This is a genomic window from Paenibacillus glycanilyticus (genome assembly GCF_023715145.1).
GTDB lineage: Bacteria > Bacillota > Bacilli > Paenibacillales > Paenibacillaceae > Pristimantibacillus > Pristimantibacillus glycanilyticus_A.
The window spans coordinates 339,487-364,625 of sequence record NZ_JAMBNP010000001.1; the positions used below are offsets into that span (position 1 = coordinate 339,487).

At 49.7% G+C, this 25,139-nt stretch carries 16 protein-coding genes and 2 pseudogenes; 3 read left to right on the top strand and 15 right to left on the bottom strand.

Annotation, left to right across the window (positions count from 1 at the left end; genetic code table 11):
- Nucleotides 1–7: 7 nt before the first annotated feature.
- From M3194_RS01650 to M3194_RS01685, 9 genes and pseudogenes are all read right to left on the bottom strand, one after another.
- The gene (locus M3194_RS01650; protein ID WP_251651285.1) at nucleotides 8–1,018 is read right to left on the bottom strand and encodes a LacI family DNA-binding transcriptional regulator; all 1,011 of its coding nucleotides are present in this window, start codon (nucleotides 1,016–1,018) and stop codon (nucleotides 8–10) included.
- 104 nt (nucleotides 1,019–1,122) lie between these two features.
- Complete coding sequence (locus tag M3194_RS01655) at nucleotides 1,123–1,956, bottom strand: carbohydrate ABC transporter permease (protein WP_251651286.1); 834 nt, start codon at nucleotides 1,954–1,956, stop codon at nucleotides 1,123–1,125.
- Entirely contained in the window at nucleotides 1,953–2,858 is a 906-nt protein-coding gene (locus M3194_RS01660; RefSeq protein WP_251651287.1) for a carbohydrate ABC transporter permease, read from the bottom strand. Before M3194_RS01660 ends, M3194_RS01655 begins: the two co-directional genes overlap by 4 nt.
- The gene (locus M3194_RS01665; protein WP_251651288.1) at nucleotides 2,855–4,288 is read right to left on the bottom strand and encodes an ABC transporter substrate-binding protein; all 1,434 of its coding nucleotides are present in this window, start codon (nucleotides 4,286–4,288) and stop codon (nucleotides 2,855–2,857) included. The genes M3194_RS01660 and M3194_RS01665 overlap by 4 nt, the downstream gene beginning before the upstream one ends.
- A 305-nt stretch (nucleotides 4,289–4,593) precedes the next feature.
- Entirely contained in the window at nucleotides 4,594–5,754 is a 1,161-nt protein-coding gene (locus M3194_RS01670; protein WP_251651289.1) for a MalY/PatB family protein, read from the bottom strand.
- Complete coding sequence (locus tag M3194_RS01675; RefSeq protein WP_251651290.1) at nucleotides 5,744–6,916, bottom strand: benzoate/H(+) symporter BenE family transporter; 1,173 nt, start codon at nucleotides 6,914–6,916, stop codon at nucleotides 5,744–5,746. Before M3194_RS01675 ends, M3194_RS01670 begins: the two co-directional genes overlap by 11 nt.
- A gap of 153 nt (nucleotides 6,917–7,069) precedes the next feature.
- A pseudogene (locus M3194_RS31785) lies at nucleotides 7,070–7,675 on the bottom strand (chitinase N-terminal domain-containing protein); the annotation flags it as partial.
- 2,451 nt (nucleotides 7,676–10,126) lie between these two features.
- Nucleotides 10,127–11,701, bottom strand: a pseudogene (locus M3194_RS31810) (Ig-like domain-containing protein); the annotation flags it as partial.
- A 385-nt stretch (nucleotides 11,702–12,086) separates the two neighbouring features.
- Nucleotides 12,087–12,986, bottom strand: a complete 900-nt coding sequence (locus M3194_RS01685; protein ID WP_251651291.1) for an ArsR/SmtB family transcription factor — start codon at nucleotides 12,984–12,986, stop codon at nucleotides 12,087–12,089.
- A gap of 149 nt (nucleotides 12,987–13,135) precedes the next feature.
- Here M3194_RS01685 and arfA point away from each other — a divergent pair, with 149 nt between their 5' ends.
- Nucleotides 13,136–14,647 (top strand): arabinosylfuranosidase ArfA, encoded by a 1,512-nt coding sequence (gene arfA, locus M3194_RS01690; protein WP_251651292.1) that lies wholly within the window; start codon nucleotides 13,136–13,138, stop codon nucleotides 14,645–14,647.
- Between the two features lie 27 nt (nucleotides 14,648–14,674).
- On the opposite strand, the gene M3194_RS01695 is transcribed toward arfA, so the two are convergent.
- Genes M3194_RS01695 through M3194_RS01705 form a run of 3 tightly spaced genes read right to left on the bottom strand, consistent with a single transcriptional unit; the run spans nucleotide 14,675 to nucleotide 18,452 of the window.
- A complete protein-coding gene (locus tag M3194_RS01695) occupies nucleotides 14,675–15,781 on the bottom strand; it encodes a GerAB/ArcD/ProY family transporter (RefSeq protein ID WP_251651293.1) in 1,107 nt (368 codons plus the stop codon).
- The gene (locus M3194_RS01700) at nucleotides 15,778–16,947 is read right to left on the bottom strand and encodes a Ger(x)C family spore germination protein (RefSeq protein WP_251651294.1); all 1,170 of its coding nucleotides are present in this window, start codon (nucleotides 16,945–16,947) and stop codon (nucleotides 15,778–15,780) included. Before M3194_RS01700 ends, M3194_RS01695 begins: the two co-directional genes overlap by 4 nt.
- Nucleotides 16,944–18,452 (bottom strand): spore germination protein, encoded by a 1,509-nt coding sequence (locus tag M3194_RS01705; protein ID WP_251651295.1) that lies wholly within the window; start codon nucleotides 18,450–18,452, stop codon nucleotides 16,944–16,946. The genes M3194_RS01700 and M3194_RS01705 overlap by 4 nt, the downstream gene beginning before the upstream one ends.
- Before the next feature lie 187 nt (nucleotides 18,453–18,639).
- Between M3194_RS01705 and M3194_RS01710 the strand changes: the two genes are divergently transcribed.
- Nucleotides 18,640–19,935, top strand: a complete 1,296-nt coding sequence (locus tag M3194_RS01710) for an epoxide hydrolase family protein (RefSeq protein ID WP_251651296.1) — start codon at nucleotides 18,640–18,642, stop codon at nucleotides 19,933–19,935.
- Between the two features lie 175 nt (nucleotides 19,936–20,110).
- Here M3194_RS01710 and M3194_RS01715 read toward each other — a convergent pair whose 3' ends face one another.
- Entirely contained in the window at nucleotides 20,111–20,419 is a 309-nt protein-coding gene (locus M3194_RS01715; RefSeq protein ID WP_251651297.1) for a glycoside hydrolase family protein, read from the bottom strand.
- 241 nt (nucleotides 20,420–20,660) lie between these two features.
- A complete protein-coding gene (locus tag M3194_RS01720) occupies nucleotides 20,661–23,042 on the bottom strand; it encodes an alpha-L-arabinofuranosidase C-terminal domain-containing protein (protein ID WP_251651298.1) in 2,382 nt (793 codons plus the stop codon).
- Nucleotides 23,043–23,241: 199 nt separating this feature from the next.
- Between M3194_RS01720 and M3194_RS01725 the strand changes: the two genes are divergently transcribed.
- Nucleotides 23,242–24,096: a helix-turn-helix domain-containing protein gene (locus M3194_RS01725; protein WP_251651299.1), complete on the top strand. Its 855-nt coding sequence runs from the start codon at nucleotides 23,242–23,244 to the stop codon at nucleotides 24,094–24,096.
- Nucleotides 24,097–24,108: 12 nt separating this feature from the next.
- Here the strand turns inward: M3194_RS01725 and M3194_RS01730 are convergent, their stop codons facing one another.
- Entirely contained in the window at nucleotides 24,109–25,026 is a 918-nt protein-coding gene (locus M3194_RS01730) for a phytanoyl-CoA dioxygenase family protein (RefSeq protein ID WP_251651300.1), read from the bottom strand.
- Nucleotides 25,027–25,139: the final 113 nt, after the last annotated feature.

Here is a 25,139-nt window from a genome sequence, read left to right on the forward strand (position 1 = left end):
GCTTCATTTACCTTGTGCTTTCCCTTAAGACCAGCTTTGTATCAATAATCTCATTGAATTTCTGAGCAGACTCGGGATGATTGATTTTGTGCAAAACAATATCAACCGCCCGTTTGGACATTTTGCCTTTGGAGTTGCTGACCGAAGACAGCTGGAATGGAATGAAAATCCGCGACTGAATGTTATCGAAGCCGATTACCGAATAATCTTCGGGCACCCGGTAGCTGTACTTGCTTAATACATATGCCGCTTCCCAGGCGATAACATCATTAAAAGCAAAGATGGCCGTAAATTCCAACTGCTGTTCAATAAGCTGCTTAACGACCGACCTCGTATCCCCAGCAGTAGCACCGACCTCAATGATCAGCCCCTCCTGTACCGGCAAGCCCGCTTCCTCATGCGCTCTCTTGTAGCCTTCGAGACGTTCCTGCGCACTGGAGATCCGGATTGGACCGTTTAAGAACAGCACTCTCTTGTGACCGTTGTCGATCAGATGCTTGGTCGCCAGATATCCGCCCTTCTCATCATCGCAGATGACGTAATCGAATTCCGGCTCATCCTTGAACCTTCTGCCGATCAACACGAACGGAACTCCGTTCTTCTGCAGAAACCGGATATTATCGGCTCCCCGCTGGGAAGGACAAATAATGATGGCATCCACATTTTTCCCGATTGCCGTGTAGATCGCCCGTTCTTCCATTTCGTAATCGTCTTCCGTATTAATGACGAAGATCGTGTAATGATGCTTGCGCGCCGACTTCTCAATTTCCTTGACCATAATACCGAAGTGGGGATTGGCTACGTCGCTTACGATAACCGCGATGGTCCGGGTTAGACCCGACCGCAGCGAACCGGCAAGCGCATTGCCGACGTACCCCATTTCCTTGGCTAATTCCTTGATCATCTGGCGTGTAGAAGCTGCAATATCCTCTTTATCCTTCAGTGCTCTCGAGATGGTATTCACCGAAAGCCCGGCTTTGACGGCCAGATCCTTCAGCGTAACTTTCCTGCCTTCCATGCTTTCTCCCCCAGCAGCCGAGTGTCTTTGCTAGACTCTCTCTTTTTGTTAAATAGATTAGCATTAGAAATTTTTGGAGTCAATTATCCAGAGGAGATCAGCTGTTAACCTTTCAGACCGGTCATGACGATACCTTCTACGAAATATTTCTGCCCGAGGAAAAAGACGAGCATTGCCGGCAGCAGGACAACCGTTGTAGCCGCCATCATTAAATGCCATTGCGCATTGTACATGCCCTTGAAGGTTTGCAGTCCAAGCGCAAGGGTGTACAGCTTCTCATCGCTCAAATAAATGAGCGGACCCATAAAATCGTTCCATCCGTTCAGGAAGGAGAACAACCCGACAACAACCAGCGCGGGTACCAGCAGCGGAAGCATAATGCGGCTGTAAATCCTGAAGTACCCCGCACCGTCTACCAATGCCGCTTCATCCAGCTCCTTTGGTATGGTCATAAAAAACTGCCGCAAGAGGAAGACGTTAAACGCTCCTCCGCCAAACCACGCCGGAAGCGTGAGCGGAATATAGGTATTGGTCGCGCCAAGCTTTGCCCAACCGACATATTGAGGGATCAGGGTTACGGCTCCAGGAAGCATCATGCTGGTCAGGATGACCATAAATACGATATTGCGTCCCGGCCACCGCAGTCTGGCAAACGAGTAAGCACAGATCGAGCTCGACAATACAACCCCGGAAACCTCCAGTACAACGATGATCAGCGTGTTCAGGAAATACCGGTTGAACGGCAGAATCGTAAGCGCCTCGCGGTAATTGCTGATCAGCCAATCCTGGGGAATCCAGATCGGCGGAATGACGAAGATATCCGATTGGTCCATGACGGAGCTGCGAAGCAGCCAGTAAAACGGAAACAGGCATAGACAGGTTCCGGCCGCGAGCAGCAAATAGATGAACGTTTTGGAGAGCAGTCTGCTTGTGATCATCTTTTCCCCTCGCTTTCGCTGTACACCCATAAGGCGGACGTCTTGAATACCATTAACGTCAGTACCAATATGATCAGGAACATGACCCAAGCAATGGCCGAAGCGCTGCCCATGCTGGAGAACTCGAACGCTTCGCGGTACAAATAGTAAGAATAGAACAACGTCGCGTTATTCGGTCCTCCCTGCGTCATAATGTAAGCCTGCCCGAACACCTGAAAGCTTCCAATGAACCCCATTACGAGATTGAAAAAGATGGTGGGCGTCATAAGCGGTATCGTAATGAAGAACAGCTTATGAAACCAGGTGCCGCCATCCACTTCGACCGATTCGTACAGATGCCTCGGGATCCCCTGAAGACCGGCCAGGAAGATGACCATCGTCCCGCCAATCGTCCACAAGCTCATCAAGACCAGCGAAGGGACCGCCAGATTTTCGGAATAAATCCACTGCAGACCCGAGATGCCGAACACCTTAAGCAGCTGATTGAGAAGACCAAGATCCGGGTCGAACAGCCACAGCCAAATCATCGATGAAGCCACTGCAGGCACAATGGTCGGCATATAAAAGATGGTTCGGAAGAACGTTTTGCCCCGAATGGGATGGTTCAGCAGCAAGGCTACCATAAAGGCCAGCAAAATCTGCAAAGGTACGCTTAGGATGACATAATAGGCGGTTACCCCAAGCGACTTATAGAATAACGGGTCCGTTCCGTCGAATAAGTTCGCGTAGTTCTGAAAGCCAATAAATTTCAAGGGAGTAATGACGTTGTATTCCGACAAGCTGAAGGTAAAGCTGGCGATCATCGGCCCCAGGACAAAGATGATAAAACCGGCAATGACCGGTGATGCAAACAAAATGCCAGCCCGGGCTTCTTTATTCCATAGCTTCCTCCCGGTGATCATCTCTCCGTATAAACCCCTTTCAGCTCTTTTTCCACTTGGGTCTTAATCTTGCTTAACGCTTCCTGAGCCGTTGTCTTGCCAAGCCAAACCTGCTCAAGCGCCGGGTCGATAATGCTGTTGACCTTGGACAGGTTCTTCACGTAATACGAGGTATTCGGGAAGCCGTTCTCAAAGGCATTTCGCATGATGGCATCCTGATAGCCATCCGGATGCGCCGGGTTGCCGGCCGCCCATTTCGCAACCAGCTCCTCGTTCTCGTACCATTTCTTGAGGACAGGCATCCACAGCCCGCTTGTTTGAAGCTCCAGCGTATTTTCCGGATTCATCATCCACTTGTACAGCATCCATGCTTCCTCGGGGTGCTTCGTATCCTTGAAGATAACGATAGGCTCGCCAAGCGTCATAGTGGCTTTGTTCTTCATGACAGGGGCAACGCCAATGCCGAAATTAAGCTTCTTTGCTGCGCCCAGGTCAACCAGGCTCCATTGTCCGTCCAGCGTCATGGCTACCTTGCGGGAAGAAAGCGCGTTGGCACCGGAAGGAATGTTCTTCGATTGCGTCGGCGACGGAGCAACATGGTATTTGTTAATCAGATCGGCCCAGCGCTGAATCGCTTCAGCCGCTTCAGGATCGGACAGCTTGAACTCCGTTCCGGTCTCGTTCACGAATTGCCCGCCGTTTGACACAACTCCATTCATGTAAGCCCATAAAGGCATCGTTATGCCAAATTGCTTAATGGCTTTGGGATCGAATTCCGTATCAAGCGCATTCCGCCCCTTCTGGTCCAGCGTCAGCTTTTGCGCCGTTTCCACGAATTGATCCCACGTATACGCCTCGTCGGCTTTTGTTGGAGGAAGCGGCACCCCGGCTTCCGTGAAAGCGTCCTTATTGTAGAACAAGGCGAAAGCCTCCAGCGCCCCGTTGACACCCGCAAGCTTCCCTTCTTCCCAGTAATACAAGGTGTTCGGAAGAATATCGTTAATGCTGACATCCGGATCGTTAGCCAGGAAATCCATGATGTTGTAAATCCGGCCCTGCGATGCCCATTCCAGCGCTACGTCGCCGTTCAAAAGCCCGATGTCGGGCATCTGATTCGATGATGCCATCGTAGTCAGCTTGGTCGTGTAAGAATCCGGAATATGAAGCGTATTCACTTTGATCCAAGGGTATTTCTCGGTAAAAGATTTAATCGCCGCTTCCTGTACCTTCTTCTCGTTCGGGCTGCCCCAGAACGTATACTTCAAGGTTACCGGATCATGCTTCTCCGGCTCGGCCTGACCAACGTTGCTCGCCGTATTGCCGGTGCCGGATGATTCCTTCACTTCTGCATTCCCGTTGCTTCCGTTATTCCCGCTATTGCCGCTGCAGCCTGCCATAAATACTGAAAGCGCTAACATGGTTGCGGATGCTAAACCAATTGTCTTCTTCATAGACTTACCTCCCTCAATTTTGGTTAAAAATCCCCACTCTTTTTCTTTTCAACCAAAGCTGCAAGTCATGATGAATGAATTCAGTGACTGGACCGATTACCACCTCCATTTACGTTAACATTATCGTTAATGTAGCTAGGGACATTATAAAATCCTTCTCCGCAAAAGGTCAATTATAGAATGAAGACATCGTAAGATGAATGCAACTCACTTCGATGTCGCCATTTTATAGGAATAACTGCAAATAAAAACCGGTCCCAATCAACGATTGGAACCGGCACCAAATATCTCTTTAAACCGACATTTTATTTCATTGCCGCTATAGCCTGTTCAAATCTGCCCAGGCCGTCTGCCAATACGGCTCGGGTACAACCAATGTTGAAGCGAATAAAGCCTTCTCCCGCATTCCCGTAAATGATACCCTCGTTCACGCGCACACCCGCTTCCTCTAACAGCCTGCGGCTCAGCTCCTCCGAGCCGGTACCCGCGCTTCTGCAATCGACCCACATCAGGTAGGTCGAATCAGGCACTATGACCTTCAGGCCGGGGAATCTCTCCCGCAGGAAGGAAACGAAATAATCCCTGTTCTCCTTCAGATAAACCAGTAGCTGATCCAGCCACTCTTCACCTTCGTTATAGGCCGCAATCAGCGCTTCAACGCCGAATACATTCGGGTCCGGCACCCCGTTTGCAAGCAAGGCTTGTTTGATTTTTTTCTTATAAGCCTCATTTGCGGTAATCATGTTTGCCATTTTCAGTCCGGCCAGATTAAAGGTTTTGCTAGGGGATGTACAGGTAATCGAATTCGTCGAATCGATGGACGCAAACGGAACGTAGGGAGGCCCGTCGAAGACCAGATCTCTATGAATTTCATCGGCAACAACGATAACCTCATGCTTCAGGCAGATTTCGCTTAACCGCTCAAGCTCCTCCTTCTTCCACACCTTTCCGACAGGATTGTGAGGGTTGCATAAAATAAACAGCTTGACGCGTTTATCGGATGCTTTCGCCTCAAAATCATCAAAATCGATTTCATACGACAAGCCGTCGTTAATCAGTTCATTCTCCATAATTTTTCGGCCGTTATTAGTAATGGTTGAATAAAAGCTGTTATATACAGGAGATTGGATGAGGACATGGTCTCCCGGCTCTGTAAAAGCTTGAAGGATAGCAGCCAATGCCGCTATGACGCCGGGACTAAAGACAATCCACTCTTTCTCAATCCGACAATGATGCCTCTTCTGCCACCAATTCGACTCCGCGTCATAGTAAGCATCGGGAAGATGGGCATAACCAAATACGCCATGCCGCAGTCTCTTTTCCAGTGCACGGATGATTGGATCGGCTGCCTTGAAATCCATATCCGCCACCCACATCGGGATAACGTCTTCGATATGCGGGGTTGTATCCCATTTAAAGCTGTTTGAGTTCTTTCGGTCTACCACTTCATCAAAATCATGCTTCATCCTGTAAGCCACCTTTTCTGTTCACAAACTTCTGCCTCAAGTATACTAACGCAACGCCCGCCAATAAAGCCCATAACGGAGCAGATAGACCAAATAGATTGATATGCAAGGCCGCTATCAAAAAAGTACTGATGGTCGGGATGATCAACTTCCGTTCCCGGACTACGGATTTGACGGAATGGATAAACAAGCCAAGCAGCGGAATACCGGTCATCATCGATAGGAACGGTGCGGGCATAATCTGAAGCCAGCCAATCATTTTCCAGGCAAACAGACCAAAGAGAATGACCAGGACATTGGAGGTTAATGCCGCGCCAATACGCCGCCAGTGGCTTCCCGCTTCCGGACTGCTGCATAGCGCCGTCATCATCCCGCCAACGTTAGCCGCGTGTCCCCCGAGCATCCCGGCTGCCATCGCCGCCACTCCCGAGGCTGCCATTGCCTTGTTTACCGGGGGATCGTAATGATGGCCCTTCAGCGATGCAAGCGCAACGGCCAGATCATTGCTCATGATTAATAAAGCCAATGGAATCGCAATGGAGAACAATCCGAATACCGTAAATTCCGGCATGATCAACGTCGGGAGCTGGAAAGGCATGGCCGCAACTTCCCGCCATGGCAGTCTATTCTGCAGGAGCAGACCAACAACCCCCAACATCAGAGACCATATAACCGGCGGCAGGAACTTAACGAACCTCGGAATCATCCAATATCCAACTGCAGCCATCATTCCGCATAACGGAAGCTGGATAGCGGAAGGGATCATCCCCCATATAGAAGAAAACAATAATCCCGCCAGCAAAGCGTCAATGATTGGTTTGGGAACAAAACGGAGTGCCCGTCCAAATAGGCCGGTACTGCCTACTACAATCATTAACAAACCCGACAATATAAATCCCCCAGTCAGAACGGGCAGCGGATAATTTGCAGCAACGGATCCGACAAAAGCGATACCCGTAATCGAGTGCGCGCCTGCAAAAGGGATTTTATATTTCAATGTTAGAAACGCATTTAACAGACCGCCCATGACATAGACGGCGAAGAACCACGACAGGAGCTCACGGTCAGGCAATCCCGCCATCTCAGCTGCCTTGACGAGCAGTAAGGCTCCTCCGGTACAAGCAAGCAATGCAGACATGATTCCTGTTGTAATAAACTTCAACGCCATCCCTCCATTTGCCCATCATAGAATGGAAAAGGGTAAATGTAACCAGCCAATTCGGAAGGACTTCTACCATCCACCTCTTTTTTTAAATAGCTGGGCACCAAAAAAGGAAGCATCACTATGGCAGTGATGCTTCCTTTCGCATGGATCTTACTTCGTAACGCGGACGGTCAGCTTGTCGCTTGACGTGACTCCTCCGGCATTGATTAATTCAATTCTGTACTCGTAATCGCCAACAGCTTTGCCTGAAATCTGGATTGCCGCGCTTTGCGCGCTTGGCGTCGCGGCAGTTAGCGGCTTGGCGGCAACTAACTCTCCATTCTCATAGAGCCGATATTCCGTAGCATTGGTGCCCCACCACATATTCATGGTCACCTTATAATTGCCATCGCCATCCCAATTATCGTGGGAAAGCACCGGCTTGCCAGGCGCCGCATCGGTTACCGTTACGACAAGCGGCTGACTTGCGGTTGTTCCGAGGGAGTTAATCAACTCCGCCGTATACGTGTAGGTTCCGTTGACCTTGCCGCTGACCTTGAATTTGGCGACTTGCGCGGACGGCGAAGCCTCGGGCAACGTTTGGGTTGAGATCAGAACGCCATTCTCATACAGCTTGAAGACGTCGCCGTTATTTCCCCACCACATATTCATGGTGATCGTATAGCTGCCCTCCTTTAATCCGCTGTACCCGCTGTCGCTGGACAGAACCGGCGATCCGGGAACGCCCGTATACTTCGGCTTTGCAACCTTGATGGTGACTTCACCCGTTTTTACCGTTCCGTTCAAATTGACGGAGGCTTGAATGACCGCCGTGCCATCCGCTACGGCTGTTATTACGCCTCTGGCGTCAACGGTTGCAACGGAGGCTTGATTCGTTTTGTAAGTAACAGTGGCCCCGATAAGAGGCGTAGCCGCGTCGCTGCTCAATTTGCCTTTTAATTGCGTAGTAGCCGTATCCCCCGGGCGCAGCGAGGTTTTATTCGCCGTCATTGTCAATTCGCTAAGCTGATTGTACGGGGACGGATTGAGAATGGTAACCCCTGTATCCGCTCCAACGATATCGCTTGCCGGCTGCTGAATATTCACCGGCAATGTCGAATAAGCCCCCATGCGGTCAATAACATTATCGGTAAACGTCACATGATCGGAGTTCCGAATAAAAATAACGGAGGTTGGATCAATGCCTTTATCCGCGCCGTTGTTGCCCGGATCCTCGAGATGCGTGTTCAGGAATTTGTTGCCCGTTACGGTTGCGTTCGTCACGCCGCTCAGATTCAGGTTTAATCCGTTAACGGAGTCAAACGTATTGTTCTCGATAAGGATGTTATCAAATGCTTTCATGCTGGTAATGTTTCCGGCCGCGAAACCAATCGCACCGGCTTGATCAGACCATGGCATAAAGTGGTGGTACCCGGTGCCGATAATTTTGTTATTGCGGATAATCAGATTGTTGGCTGCTCCCGCATGCGAATCGGTTACGTCCTCCGGAGATACCATGATGGCTTTGTCTCCGCCGCGGAACGTATTATTCTCGATGAGGCCGTCGCCAGCTTTGAGCAGCATGCCGCGTCCAGGGCTGTACACATCGTTGTTCCGGAAGATAAAGCCATTCCCCATCCGGTCAGGCGTAAAGATGAAATCCTCTTGCTCAAACGGAGACGGACGATCCAGCTTCACTTTATAATACGTCTCCTCCGTGAATCTCCAAGGCGTCCAATCCGCGGCCGTGTTGATTTTCTGCAATAAGGCAGGATCAATGCCGGCATCTGCCTTTAGCACCTTCTCCACGGCGGTTACGATGGCTTCGGGAGAGGAATTGAACTGCTTCAGCCTGTCACCAGCCTTGAGGCCTTGGCTTCCGTCGCGAAGAACGATCGTAATTTCATTGCCTTGCACCTTGACTACGCCAATATCGCCCGATTGAATGCTGAAGGAATCATCCCCCGCGTTCTGAATGACGGAGTTTTCGACGATTGGCCCTTTTTTGCCTGTTTTAAATTGAATCCCGTCCCAGACAGCTGTCAGCAACGGTTTCTCTGTTGCCCCTGTTGGAGCAGGGCCTGGGATAAGCTTGAAGCCGTCAAGTACCGTTCCGCCTTCACTGCCTGCTTCCAGATAGCCAAAACCTGGCGCCGTATTAAGCGTAACATCCTTAAATACGATACCGCTGCTGCCCCCAACCGTAATGGCGTGCGGAATGCCGTTCCCTTCCGGTCCGCCTGCCATGGACACCGGGTCGCCGACATCTACGTGGCTGCCAACGCCTGCAAGCGAAATGCGCATTGTGCCGTCAGCGTTCCAAGTGGCAACCGTTCCCCATAAATGATTAATGCGATGCTTCTGGAAACGGGTCTCCGGATCATACACGGTAAGCCTAGAGAAGAGCTTGCGCGGATACCCCGCATCCAGCTCGATATCCACATAGGACAGGTCGGATGCAACGGCTTTGACATGGCCTTGCGTAAAAGGCAGCGGATCATAGTTGATCGTCATTCCTTGAATTTTTACATTGGAGCTGTTTGAAATCTCCATCGCTCTAGTTAAGGTCGTCCCGATTACGGTTACGCCATCGGCAACAATCTCCAAGTCGTGAGCGCCCGCTATCGGAAGCAGCACGCTGCCTTCCTTAAGACCGATTCGATACGTATTTGGCGGAATAACCAGCTTGCTTTTATTCTCGGCGATGGCTTGCTTGACCATTTCCTGAATATCCATCGAAAGCAATAATCTTTGAATCATTTCAATAGCCTGGAATCTCGTAAAAGCAGCCTGCGGTTCAAATTGAGCCGGGTACGGTTCTTTAGGAAGCACAATTCCCAATTGGCTGTCTGCCTGAACATATTTCAGTGCCCAATCGCTGATCGCATCCTTATCCTCCAAAGCGCTGATATCTCCAAGCACGGCGTCTTGCACCATCGCGTGGTTATATCCATTGATAAGAATGGATGCCGCTTCCTCTCTCGTTAACGGAGCCTGCGGATGAATGCTGCCGTTATCCAGCAGATTGGTGTCAATAATGTCGTTATCGTAGGCGCCCTGCAGCAAATCCGCGGAAGCGTTGCCAGCCGTTACATCATTGAATACACCCTGATATGGCGAGCCTGGCAGCTTTAACGCTTGAGCGAGCATAAAGATCAGCTCTACTCTTGTTGTTGCGCCGTTGCCGTCTACGGTAACCTGAGCTTGATCCATCAATCCTCCATCCGCAGTCGTTACGGTAATCGCTGCGGTTCCCGGGCCAATAATTGTTACCTTCCCATTGTTCACCGTTGCAACTTCCGGGTTGCTGGATTTCCAATAAAGGCTACTGTTCGTGACGTTAGCAGGCGTAATCGCGGCTTGCAGGGTAACCGACTCCCCGATTCCAGGACTAAGCTCATGCTGATCCAAGGCAACCTGCGTTGGCGAGATTGTCTCCGTTACCTCATTGTATTTGAGGGTCGGATCCCATACGATATCGTCAAATCCGTTCGCATGGTCTTCGCCGCTGTTGACGATGAAGTAAATACGGTCTCCCTTCAGGACGGAAGCTGTTACTTCCGGGAAGATGATCGTTTCTCCGCTGTCAATCGATGTCCACTCCCCGCTCTCCGGCCAGATCTGGGCATCGTTCTTCATCACCTTTAACCTTGCACCGCCGTATGTATCCTTGTGTATAGTAATTGGCTGTGCTGCCTTAATGGTCAAATTCCCTGTCGCAGGAGCAACAAAGGTACGCGCCGTATCGGATTGCGTGCCTGGTGTTACAAGATTGCTGGAAATTTTGCCATAATCCCAGTTGTTATTTGTTTTCCACCAGCCGCCGCCGCTGAATACGGGAAGGTCAACAAATTCGGAAGAGCCAAAAGGGCGATACTGATTATGCCAGTTATCCGCTCCCTGCTGGCCCGAGAAGCTGGACGAGGCCTTGTAAAGCGGATAGCCGACTGCTGTGATCACGCAAGTATCCGTTAATCCGCCGTCCTGCGTCGTCACCGTAATGACAGCCGTCCCGCTCGACACGACGGTTACGACACCGTCTTTTACGGTCGCGACGTTCGGGTCGCTGGATGACCAAATCAACCTTGGATTGGATACGTCCGCGGGAGCAATCTCCGCGTTAAGGGTAACCGTATCATCTACATTCATGGTCAGCTCATGTTGATCCAGCGTGACCCCAGTTGGCGAGATGACTTCGGCGGTCTCCGCATACGTAATGACCGGATCCCATTTAATGTCATCCTGCCCGTTCACATGATCAGCTCCGCTATTGGCGATGAAGTAAATACGGTCACCCTTCACGACGTCAGCTGTCAATTCCTCGAAGTTAATCGGCTGATTTGCATTAATCGATTCCCATTCTCCGGCTTGCGGCCAGATTTGCGCATCATTTTGCATGATTTTCAGCCTTGCGCCTCCATACGTTCCCGGATTAATGGTAATCGGCGCGGCAGCCTTGATGACCATCGAGCCGGATTCCGGCGCGATAAAGGTACGGGATGTATCGCTTAAGTTACCCGGTGTTATTTCATTGCTCGAAACTTTCCCCCAATCCCAGTTAAATGCAGACTTCCACCATATATTGCTGTTGTACACAGGAAGATCCTTGAAATCCGCTGAGTCGAATGTACGGTACTGATAACGCCAATTATGATTTCCCTGTTGGCCGGAATAACCCGTCGAGCCTTGATATTCCGCTGGGTTCTCATCAGCAAACGCAAGGTTTGCAGGAACGATACCCGTGAATAACAACATTGCAGACAATATTAGGGACAATCCTTTTCCTCTGCTGCCACTCTTCATCAACAACCTTACCCCTCTTTCGGGCTGAACGCCCAGGTTTATTTGTTCGAACGGCAAATCCTCCTGTTACCCGCAATAATAAAGCGCTTACAAAGTTTCAAAAGCACCTCCTTCTTTACCTGAATCAAGCCTTGACTTGCTGAAGAACAAAAGCTTTGCGCTCCGAACTTCAACCTAATCATACTTATTTTTAGTTTAAAATTCAATACAAAATTAAATTTAAATTAGATAAATTATAGTAGAATTAAATAGCAGTATCGTATGCAGCTATCATCAAAAAAGAGCCTGGTTATCCAGGCCCCTCCTCTATCCTACGTCCATTTTTTCTGATAAGCTGCGATTTCCTATTCCGATCCATATTTCCTTATTCAGGCGTTAACTTCACTTAAACATAAATGCTTCTAAAGACGATGTCCTGATTGTAATTGCCAAAGCCTTTCCCGTAGAGAGTAAGTCCTCCCCGCCCACGCCCCGTATCCAAGGCAGCGATGCGGAATGTCCAGTTCATCGCATCCGTCCCGATATCCTTAAGCCCAACGTCCGAGATCTTCTGTCCATCGATGTAGATGCCCTTCTCCTTGATCCGAAGGACCTTCAGCAGTCCATATTGGTTGACATCATGCGACCACCAGTCCGGCGTCAGCCGCCCTCTCGTTTTCCCGAAATCCCCCGGGCTCGTCCATACGCCAAGCGCCTGTCCGTTCAGATAGAAGTGGATATCCGATGGCCAATGTTCATTCACGCGCGGTGCCTCGGAACCAATCTCGAAGGAGATCTCAATCTCGTGGAGCTGCTGGTCTTTGTACAAATAATTAGGAATCTTGTATTCGACCCATCCTCTGGCAAACCATAAGATCCCCGCATTTACCCGCTCCGGATCCATGAAGCAGACCGGATTGTCATACTGGCCAATCATTCGCTCCGTTGTTGCAACCCCGCAGGTTGGCCAAGCTTCATAATCGGTATAATGCCCGATCGGCACCGACAGCTCGTGGAAGCTGAGAGAGGAGGAGACGTTCGGAGACAGCTTGATCTGCAGAAATTCAGACTTGATAAAACATATCTTATACGTGCCCCCATCCACCCGCTTCATCGTACTTCCGACAATTCCCGCTTGCTCCAGCTTCCGGATATGTCCGCTGATGACGGCGCTGCTCAGGAATAATTCGGCGGCCAGCTCTTTCACATGCCTTTCCCGTTCAAACAATTTATCAATTATTTTCAAGCGCACTTCGCTTGCCAGCGCTTCATAAACCATTAAGGACTCCGCGTTAGTAGATAGCATATTCTCACCTCATTAGGATTAGTTTTTTTTCTAATCCTGAAACTTATTGTTGCCTGCCAATAACCATTATGTTACGAATATTATAGGAATTCAATACTTTTATGAATTTTGGTTTAAGCTAATTCTAAATTCTACTTGGAGGTTTTCCAATGACTATTCGTTCCAGCATGCTAATTGACAAGAACTTCACCGTCTCCCCCGTAGATCCTCGCCTGTACGGATCCTTTATCGAACATTTGGGCCGCGCGGTTTACGGCGGCATATACGATCCGGGTCATCCAACCGCTGACGAGAACGGTTTCCGCCAAGATGCCATTGAGGCCATCAAAGCTTTGAATGTGCCAATCATCCGATACCCTGGCGGCAACTTTGTATCCGGTTACAATTGGGAAGATGGCGTTGGCCCAAAGAGCGAGCGGAAACGTCTGTTAGAGCTGGCTTGGTGGACTACGGAAACGAACGAAGTGGGTACAAACGAATTTGCGGACTGGGCCAAGCTTGCCGGCACGGAAGTTATGATGGCGGTCAACCTGGGCACTCGGGGAATAGACGCTGCGAGAAATCTTGTCGAGTACTGCAATCATCCCGGCGGAACCTACTGGAGCGATCTCCGGATCTCTCATGGCTACAAGGAGCCCCACCGCTTCAAAACCTGGTGTCTCGGCAATGAAATGGACGGTCCTTGGCAGATTGGCGCAAAGACGGCTGTGGAATACGGCCGGCTTGCTAATGAAACTGCCAAAGTGATGAGATGGATCGATCCTTCAATCGAGCTTGTGGCATGCGGAAGCTCCAGCAGCGGCATGAGCACTTTCGCCGATTGGGAAGCAACCGTACTTGATTTGACTTACGACCAGGTGGATTACCTGTCCCTGCATACTTATTACAATAACAACAATAATGATACGGCGAACTTCCTCGCGAAGTCTCTGGATATGGACCAATTTATCGACAGCGTTGCCGCGATCTGCGACTATGTGAAAGCAAAGAAACGCAGCAAGAAAAAGCTGATGCTCTCGCTTGACGAATGGAACGTATGGAACACCATTGGGACAAGCCGTGCTGATGAGCGCTGGCAGATTGCCCCGCCGGAATTCGAAGATACGTATACGCATGAAGACGCGTTGGCCGTTGGCTGCTTCTTAATTACGCTGCTCAAGCATGCGGACCGCGTCAAAATGGCATGCATCGCGCAATTAATTAACGTTATTGCGCCGATTATGACCGAAACAAACGGTGCGATCTGGCTGCAAACGACTTATTATCCGTTCCTTCACGCATCCAATTTCGGCAGGGGCACGGTGCTCCAAGCGGTTATTTCTTCTCCGAAATACGACTCCAAGGATTTCACGGACGTACCGTTCCTCGAAGCCATCAGCGTGTACGACGAGGAGCAAGGTCTCGTAACCGTGTTTGCCGTTAACCGTCATCTGGAAGAGCAAATGGAGCTGAATCTGGATCTCCGCAGCTTTGGCGATGTGAGCGTCATCGAGCATATTGTGCTCGAGAGCGAGGATTTGAAAGCGACAAACACCAAATCCAACCCGCGTAATGTCGTACCGCATGCCGGCGGCCGCGCTTCCGCGGATAACGGCAATGTTCAAGCGATTCTTGGCAAAGCCTCCTGGAACGTGATCCGTCTGCAAACGAAAAAAGGATAGAAAGCCAAAATTTAAGGGCAGCCGAATCTAGTGTTCGGCTGCCCTTCTGTCGCCTTTAAGCTTCTTGCGGATGGCCCCTACGATCCATAGGAGCAACGGGATTCCGACAAGATTTATGGGGAATATCCAATTATGCCAAATGTTTTTCGCATAATCCATGGTATCGTTCGTATTTCGCGGGATTAGGGATATCGCAAATACAATTGGCGCAATCCACCAGATGGTACGCTTCCATTTCTTAATATGAAACATTTGCGCCGTGCCGTAGCTTGTAATGAACATATAGAGCGACAGCTTAACGAAGATGCCGATAATCCATAGCAAAACGATCAATACATCCACGTTCTGGATAAATTCCATGACGGAAATATAAGAGACGATCGAATAAAGCGGATAAATAAATTTATCCGGCAAATCCGGACCAAAGACCATGATGATAATGATGCTCATGCCGAGAACGGCCATGGAAGCAACGGCTACTCCCAATAACGAGGTGACCATCAGCCTCTGAGGCTTGATCATGAAGGCAGCCAGCATAACAACCATAAAGGATTCGGCCAGGAAGGAAGCGGGCGTCAAGCCCCCTTCCAGGATGGGAAGCATTCCGCTGTTGGAATAGACCGGAAGCAGCCGCAGCCAATCCCAATCCTTCACGCTAAAGAAAAAGATGATAACGCTGCCCGCCGCAGAGATTGGACCAATTATTTCTCCGCTACGGGCGATACTGCGAAGTCCTCCGCTATAGTTCACATACACGACAGCACCTAGCATAATGAGTATGATGGTCCACAGCGGCGTAGAGCTAAATAAGGTAATGTACACAAAATCCGCGAACTCCCTTAGAATAACTCCCGTCACCGAATACCACATCACGAAATAAGGGATTAAAATGATTTTCCCCAGCCACTTGCCAAGGATGATTTGAGTCGACTGAATAAAGGTTTTCTCCGGATAGAGCAGACTTAGCTTCACGGCGACGAATGTAACGGCCAAGGCTATTACCGTTGCAAAGAGGACCGAAATCCAAGTATCTTGTTTGGCGAGAAACACGGTCGCTGAAAGCGTAAAGATTGCCGTCATTCCAAATTCCATCGTGAATATGAGCCAGAACAGCTGATAACCGGAGATTTTCATTTTATAATCTCGCTTTCTTTATATTGAAGCGGCTGCCTTACTAAGCCCACGTATTTCAAATTGAGATTGACATGAACGGCAACCTCGATTTCGGGAAATACCGTATCCCACTGCCCTTTTAACCTTTTCCATTCGCCGGGATGCTGACGGTTCATCACTTGATTAAACCCTAACACGTCGGCTCGGTATTCCTTTTGAACCTTCGTGATCATCGCCAGAACATGCTCGCTCGTCTTCTTGTTTATCTCTTTTTGAACTAGCTTCAAATTTTTATTGCTAATCAGGTTAAGCTTGGTATTATTCTCAGCCACATATCCGGATCCCGTCAGCTCGATTTCCATCTTCACTTTATTGGTTCCGGTGATCCTGCTTTTGATTTTGCATCCAAATTGATTGACGATAACGCCTACCTTGCCTCCTGCTTCGGGAAGCTCTTCCGCCAAATCCAAATAAGAAATCCGTTGCAGCATCCACTGCCGATAGGCCCCCTCCACAAAATTCAAATAACCCACCAACTTATAATCATGGTTGAAAATAGCCCGTCCATAAAATCGAATCGTTTTTTGCGGAGAATCTCCTTGAACGATATCGACCACGGGCAAGGTTGGACTGCTGCCTTCGCTGCTTGATGCCATCATAAAGTCCAGGTACGATGTAGCCGTCGTGCCTCCAATCGCTCTGTGAATTTTGACGGGAGCGACGGAAGGGATCTTTTCCAAAGGGTAATGCACCTTCAATGCATCCATGCCCTGTCCTCCCTTCACGACCCATATGTCTAATCGGATGCGATTGCCGGGATCCCGCGAAAAGCCGTCAAGAAGCTCGTTAATCCCATGTTTGGCCATACTTTCACCGATGTAATAATTCCGCCGATGGCTGCGGGTAATATTTCTGGATAGCTTCTGCCTTGTTTTTTGAATAGCTTCCAGAAGACTTTTGCCGTTACCCGTCTCGATAAAATAAGGCTGCCCCCCATTGGCCGCTCCCCCGGAAATTCGGGAAGGAATAATAAATTGTCCGCCTGTCAAATAACTCCCGTCCTCCATCAGATCCGTTGACGCCGCGAGATCAAATGCCCGGTCCGACAGCTCTACGCGGTCCCAGCAGCCTGTGGTTAGGACGAGACAAAATATCAAACATGGGAAGGATGCCAGACGATGTCTCATAGGATTTCGTCTCCTTGGTCACCGGGTCTTTGGCCTTTGGGAATTCGCCATTTATTTCGCTTGGAGCCCGATAGCGGGATCGTGTTCATACTCCACCTTGGCGCGCGGATAAGCACATCCTTTAAATCCTGTCTGGACAGAGGAGATATTGGACTTAGATAAGGCACTCCGAAGGATTCCAGATTGGTGAGGTGAATATGAAGGAATAGCGATGCCATCGTAATGCCGTATAATCCAAACATTCCTGAGAAGATCAGCATCGGAAACCGAAGCATGCGGAAAGCCACGCCCATGCTGTATCTCGGAGTAATAAGAGAAGCAATTCCCGTGATAGATACAACGATAACCATCGGAGCCGATACGATCCCCGCCTCAACGGCCGCTTGTCCAATAACAAGAGCCCCTACAATGCTGATAGCCGAACCTGTAGGGCGGGGCATCCTTATGCCGGCCTCCCGCAAGCCCTCGAATAAAAATTCCATCAGCAAGGCTTCAATAACCGCCGGAAAGGGAACTCCTTCACGGGCAGAGGTGATGCTGAGCAAGAAATTCGCGGGGAGTAATTCTGGATGGAAAGTCGTGATGGCCACATATATGGACGGCAAAAATAAGGAGCCTATAATCAATACCATTCGCAGCCAGCGGATGAGGGTAGCATATATGAACCGCTCGTAATAATCATCCGCTGATTGAAAGGCGCTCCACAATGTACAGGGAACGATGAGGGCAAAAGGCGAGCCGTCTATGAGGACCGCTACCTTTCTTTCGGCGAGATAGGAAGCCACAATATCGGGGCGCTCCGTATTTTGCACCTGCGGAAATAACGTAAACGGATGATCCTCAATAAACTCTTCGATAAAATTCCCGCCAAGCACGGTATCGATTTGAATTTGTCTGATCCGCTTACGAACCTCTTCGACAACCGATTCTTTTGCGATGCCTTCCAAATAAGCGATAACCACTGTCGTCTTTGAAAGACTGCCCACCGTCATCGATTCCATCTTCAGCTTTGCGCTCATAATTTTTCTGCGGACCATGCTCGTATTTACATTGACGTTTTCGGTGAAACCCTCTCTTGGACCGCGTATCGTGATCTCGTTGGACGGTTCTTCAATGCCGCGCTGCTCAAAGCCTTTCAAATCCGCAATAATGGCATGGTTTGTATAATCCGACAGGATGATCACTTGAGCGGATAATATGCCATGTACGACGTCATCCATTGTTTCTGCCAAGGTTGTCTTAACGAAGGAAGCCAGCTGCTGCTCCAGCATCTCGCCCGAAGAGCCATGCTCCATCAATTCGCCGGAATTAGAGGAATTCGCCGGTCCCAAGATTTGCAGAAGCATATTATCCAGGGCTTTGGCATCCGCCAAGCCATCCATATAGACCAGCAGGAAATTTTTTGGCCCTTGTATACGCCGAAAGACGATATCGTAACAGTTACGGAAAGTACCTCTAAGAAGCTCCTCATTCTCTTCTAACGATTCGCTAATTGGAGCAGTCATGAGCTACCTCCTTCCTATACAAAAATCGTGTTTATATTTTCCAAATCTCAGCCGTTTTAATCACGCTCCCGCATGCCCGACTCTTATGCAAGAACGGCAGTTGGCGAGATGAGGAATAATTTTCACCCTTTTGATGGAACTTAATGGCGTAGATTCCTGAAATACTGTTGAAAGGAAATTACTGCTCATGAACATTAGATTCAAACTAAACTTGGCAATATTCTTTGTCCTGACTATAGCCATAACCGTATACGGATTAAATCCCGCAGCAGCTGACGGGAAACCGAAATCACCTTCCCAGACCTCGCAATCGGATGCCATTCGTCCGTTTCAGGTACATATTCCGGATGCGGAGCTTGCTGACTTGCGCAGAAGGATAATCGAGACCAAATGGCCCGATAGAGAGACCGTCCCCGATCAATCGCAAGGCACGCAGCTCGAGACCATGAAGGAGCTGGCGCGTTACTGGACAAATGATTACGACTGGCGCAAATTCGAAGCAAGGCTAAACGGCTACCCGCAGTTCATTACCAATATCGACGGCTTGGACATCCACTTCATTCATGTCCGGTCGAAGCATAAAGGAGCTTTGCCGATCATCCTCACGCATGGATGGCCGGGTTCGTTTATCGAGATGATGAAAATTATAGATCCGCTTACGAATCCAACAGCCTATGGCGGCAAGGCAACGGATGCATTTGATGTGGTCATTCCTTCGCTTCCGGGATACGGTTTCTCGGGCAAACCTGCAGCGACCGGGTGGGGACCTGATCGAATCGCCAGCGCATGGATTGAGCTGATGAATCGTCTTGGATATAAGAAGTATGTGGCTCAGGGAGGAGACTGGGGCGCGATGATCACGGACTTGATGGCTGTGAAGACGCCCGAAGGATTGATCGGCATCCACAGCAATATGCCCGGCACGGTACCACCCGATATTGATAAGGCGCTTCAATGCCGCGCACCGGCACCCCCCGGCTTAACCGCCGAAGAGAAACGTGCTTACGAACAGCTTCAGTTCTTCAACATGCATACGGGTTATGCCGAGCTGATGGGTACGCGGCCGCAAACGCTGGCTGGGCTGGCAGACTCGCCTATCGGCTTGGCAGCCTTCATGCTCGATCACGACGATAAAAGCCTGGAGCTGATGTCCAGCGCATTCCGAGGAAAGCCCGGTGGACTGTCTCGCGATGATATTCTGGATGACATCACGCTGTATTGGTTAACGAATACCGCGATTTCATCGGCTCGTCTCTACTGGGAGAATAAATATCCTTTCTTTGGCGTGAAGGGAGTCAAGATTCCGGCTGCCGTCAGCGTCTTTCCCGACGAGCTTTATGAGGCGCCAAAGAGCTGGTCGGAGCAAGCGTACCCTGGCCTCTTCTACTACAACGTATTGGATAAAGGCGGACATTTCGCGGCATGGGAACAGCCGGCATTGTTTACGAATGAACTCCGGACGGCTTTCCGCCCGCTGCGCTGATCCCTGCCGTTGATGCAAGTAAGAAGCTGCCGGATCATGCCGGCAGCTTCTTTCACTTGTTTGTATGGAATTATTATTCTCACGCTTCCGGCAGCACAATGATGCCTTCCAATTGCCAAGATAGAGCGATGCCATTCTCTTCATCTATTCTTGCATGATCATTCTGCAATCAGATTTATTTCAAAATCCTCATTGCGGTCGCAAACGAGGATACCGTCCCGGACATCAAGCCTTGCGGCTTGAATCGACGACCTGCGTTGCTCATACCCTTCTTTCGCCCCTCCTGCAGTCCGTTACGGCCGGGATGGGTGAAATAAAACACAAAGGCTTCCTCTCCGGAAACCACAACATCCGCGTGATGACCGATCCATCCGTCGTCCTGGCGGACACCGGGCGTATCCAGAATCATCCCGTTACGCTCACAGTTGTCCAGATCATCCGAACGGTAGACGCCCTGCCCTCTCCACTCGCGATAATCATCCAATAGCTGCCTTTAAACCAGAATATGTTATGGCCTTCAGGTCCCCGATGCGTCAAGACGGGCTGCGCATGATCCCAATGATACAGATCAACGCTGTCTTCTAGCTCCCACTCGATCAGGTTCTTGCTCGTGTAATGAATGATCCGGCGATCCCCTGTCCACTGTATTTGAATGCCCTGAATATAACTGATTCATCTGTTTTCCCTCCAATCGCTTTTTAAAGCGATTTTTTTGAGACATAAACTTATTTCATTCTGAAGACCGTAATGGAATGCTCGGGAAAATCGTAGGAAAAGCGGCTGCCCTCCGTTATGAACCCGCTTTGCTTAGGCGATACCCGCTCCGGTGACTCGAATGTATTCTCGTCTTCCGGAGAATGGCCGGAAAGCTCATAGACAGCAACGTTTAACGATGTGCTTTGCGTATACGCTAGAATAACCTCCGCGGTTACTCTATTCTCTTGTACATTAATAACCTTGACGATAGTATCCCCTGTTGCCCGATCATAGCTGGCGGAATAATAGAGTGGTTCAATAACCGGAAGCTTGTCTTCCGTCTCATTGTAGAGGACTCCATTAATCCAGGCGCGGATCTGTCTGCCCGATACTTCTAATTTCAAGGTATATTCTGTCGCGTCTTCTACGGCAAAGAGGCTTTGGGTCAGGACCGAACCTCTTCCATTAACAAGCGAACCAATGATGGAATCCTGGTTCTGCCAGCCGCCAAACTCCCAGCTCATCTTATTTTTCCCGTCGCTTTGACCAAATTGAAGATTAAATCCCTTTGGCCCGCTGATTCTTTGGGCTTTCAAAGTGAGCGTATAGTTCTCCCACTCCGTCCCTCCCAGGTCCAGCGTCCGGATTGATGTTCCGTTAAGCCTGTCTTCTTCCGTATCCGACAGCTTGCCCGGCTGACCTCCGTTTAACGGCTTCACTTCACCGGTATCGGTGTTCGTAAGCTGCATATCCCAATAGCGGAAGGAGCAGCGATCCGTCTCCAGCTTGAACTTTCCGTTAATCGGCCTGTTACCGGCATGCTTCTGAACCGCTTGTAGCCCGCTAGCTTCAATGGGCAGAAGATGATCTCCCTGATGATGCATAAACAGCTTCTGCACATAGTAGTTAGGCGTTCCAAAAGCCTCATGATTATTGAACCAGATCAGATCCGGCTTCCAATTCACGTAATCCGCGTTGCACAATAGCGGTGCATAGCAGGCCAGCCCCACTGCATGCGCGTTTTTCTCCAGCCCCGTCATGAAGGCAGCTTCGGCAAGCGCGTTATAAAACGTGTTGCCCCAAGACGCATACTCGCCCAAAAACACTTTCGGGTCATCCGCCTTGAAGTTGTCATAACGGTGGCAATGAGCCAAGAACCACTCCGGCGACGAATAGTAATGCTCGTCCACCAAATCCGATTGATGCTCTCTGGCGGATTTCCAGCCGCGTTCGTACTCGCTGCCTGCCGCAAACGGACCTGCGGAATTGATGACTTTCATTTCCGGGTACTTCTCTTTGATGGCCCGGTGGAAATACGGATATCGTTCGAAGAACGGTTCTCCAACCTCTTCGTTGCCAATTCCGATATATTCGAGACCAAACGGCTCAGGGTGACCCAGCCCCGCACGTATAGCTCCCCACTCGGTAGAAGAATCTCCGACAGCGAACTCTATCAAATCTAGAGCATCCTGAATCCAGGGCGACAGCTCCTCGATCGGAACAATCCGATTATGATGCGGGTCATAACCGCCTGGCAGAATCGGTATAGGCTTGGCGCCGATATCCTCGCAGAATTGAAAATATTCGTAATAACCAAGACCCAGCGTCTGATTATAGCGCCAGTTATTTCTTCTGGCCGGTCTTTGTTCAATAGGTCCAATCGTATTTTTCCACCGGTACATGGAATTTCGGTCATCGGGATTCAAGGAGCCGTCATGCACCAGACAACCGCCCGGAAAACGCATAAACTTCGGCTTCAGATCCGCCAGCAGCTTTGCAATATCGCTTCTTAACCCGCCTGGCCGGCCAAGGAAGGTCCGCTCTGGGAACAAAGACACCATATCCAGATACAGCCTTCCCTGCCCTTTTGTTACAAGTACAAGGCGGCTCCCGTTATCTGTGACGTTAACCGTAATGACGGCTTCATACTTAGCCCATTCGGCTGAATTCACCTCAATTGCAGACTCGCCATGAATGGCGCCATCCGCTCCCTCAATCGTTACGTTAAGCGGCTCGTTAAAGCTGGCATCCCGCCGGGCATACACCGAGAAACGATAGCTCTCCCCCTGTTTAACGGCAATGCCGCTGTTAAATCCAAGGTTCATAAGCCCGACGCCGTCACCTTCGGATATAATTTCAATCCCTGCATAATGAGCGTTATGGTGGTTCAACGGATAACTTTCTTCAATCGTAATTTCGGTCTTGCCTCCGCCTCTTTCGACCTTTTCCCAAGCCGTTAAGGCATGATAATCCGGATGATCAATGGGATCAAACTCAAAGGAACGGTTCCGAACCAGCTCTGCGTAAAGACCCCCGTCCGCCGCATGGTTCAGATCCTCGAAGAAAATGCCGAACAAATCACCTAATTCCGCACCTTGTTTCTGTGTATGCACTGTTAAGGCAGCATTCATTAAGATTGTATCTCCTTTGCTCTCGTTTTCTTACGATTCTAAGGACTTGTCCAATCGAAAACAATTCATTATCCTGCCTTAAAACTGACCTATCGTACTTTCCGCAGCCGGATTATGAATATCTCAAATCTATTACGCTCAAATGCAAGATCTGCTATAATTCCTTCATCATGGCTACGGATAAGGAGCTGTATATCGTATGGATTATTACAAGCTCTCTGGACTCGGACCAAATGAAACGATCGGCGTATTGCCCGACTATTATTTTCCGCCTTTTATTACGCTAGCCCATATGTTCTCAGCTCCCCCTAATTGGGCGATCCGCAACCGGGAGATGAAGCAGTATGTTCTTCAATATGTCGTTGACGGTATCGCAGACTATCCCATAGAAGGGAATTCGTATACGACAAGACGCGGTGATCTGCTCTTCCATCGTCCAATGGAGCGCCATTCGATATTGCCCCATTCCTCGCAGCCGTATGTCTGCATCTCTATTGTTTTTCACTTTGGCCTTTCTCCTTTTCCCGTGCATGAATTGTATTCGGATGAACATTACCTGGGCAACTTTGCCGACCATCCCATTGATAATATGCTTTCTGAGCTGGTTGCGAACTACAGACAGCCAGGCTTGGACTATCAAATGCGCTGCCAGAGCCTGCTCATGCGCATCTTGACCGACGCTTCCCTGCGGAGCAAGGAAGAGGCACACGCCAAAAACGATGCTTCCAACAAACCGCAATTAGTGCTTGTCAAAAACTACTTGCATAGTAACTATCACCGTGACGTACAGCTTAAGGAATTAGAAGAGCTGAGCGGCTGGAGCAAGAATTACCTGCTGCTTATTTTCCGCAAATATATGGGCATGTCTCCGATCCAGTATTTGACCTGGCTGCGCATAAATAAAGCCAAAGAGCTGGCTATCCATTCCAACCTTACAATCAGCGAGATTGCTGAGCGCGTAGGTTATTCGGACGTCCATACCTTTGGCCGCATGTTTAAGAAAAAAACCGGACATAGTCTCAGTCAATTTTGCGCTAATCTGATTCATTCCTGACAATCATGGCATTCATTTTCTCCAGTAGCTCTCATGCGGAATGCGATAGGATGCCGGAGCCTCATCCTCCCTTGACGGGGCAAACGCTCCGGTCGGCCGGTATTCAAACGCCTGCTCCTCTTCGGTATAACCGCTTTGCCGCCGTCTGTTTATGCAGTCAAGTAAAATACGCTGCTTGATTGGAAGGTATTCGAGCGTATGCGGTCCGTAAGCGGTCTCTATTTCACCTGGCCTAAACTCGTAATACACCGTGCGACGCAAGGCGTTGCCTTCCCCTTCGGGCGATCCGTGCAGCAGCTGAATATTGTGCAGGATGACATCGCCGGCCTTCATCGGGACCGGAACGGCATCGCCTGTTGTAAAGCCAGGCCTTGAGCAGCGTTCATCGGCTTCAGCCGATTCCCAGTGCTGACTCCCCGGAATGACCCACAGACAAGAGCTTTCGTCCGCATCATCCAAATAAAAATCCACGTTGAATATTGGTCTTGGATCCTTACAGCCTTCCGGCAAAAGCGCATCCCGGTGCCAAGGGACCGCAGCGGCGTTATTAGGCGCTTTGACAACAAGCGAATCCCAGGTCGGAATAAAATGGGGACCTTGCAGCTTATCGACAGTATGCAGAATAAAGGGATGGCCCAAAAGCACTTTGGCCGCCTCGCTCTTATCAATGACATACTCGGTTCGCCAATAGACCTTTTCTCCGTTAGCCCTGATCCGGTATAAGTAGTCCCGGTCATCCGTTTGACCCGCAAGTCCCTTCTCGACCATCTGCAGCGTTTGTTCTTGCAAAAGCCGCAGCTCTTTGCCTCTCAATACGTTACGGATAACAAGAAATCCGTTGTCGAGGAAAAACCGGGCTTGTTCATCCGTTATAACCTGCTGCCGGTTAGCATCGGCTTCCAAGGCAAGGTTGGATGGCTGGCGATTCATCTCACAATCAGCTCCTTCAGTAATGGATAACCTAACTATACCGAGAGATTGCCGAGAAAGATTTAGTCAGAAGCAATGATTTGGTTGCCAAAAGCACACAAAGCCATCCCGCG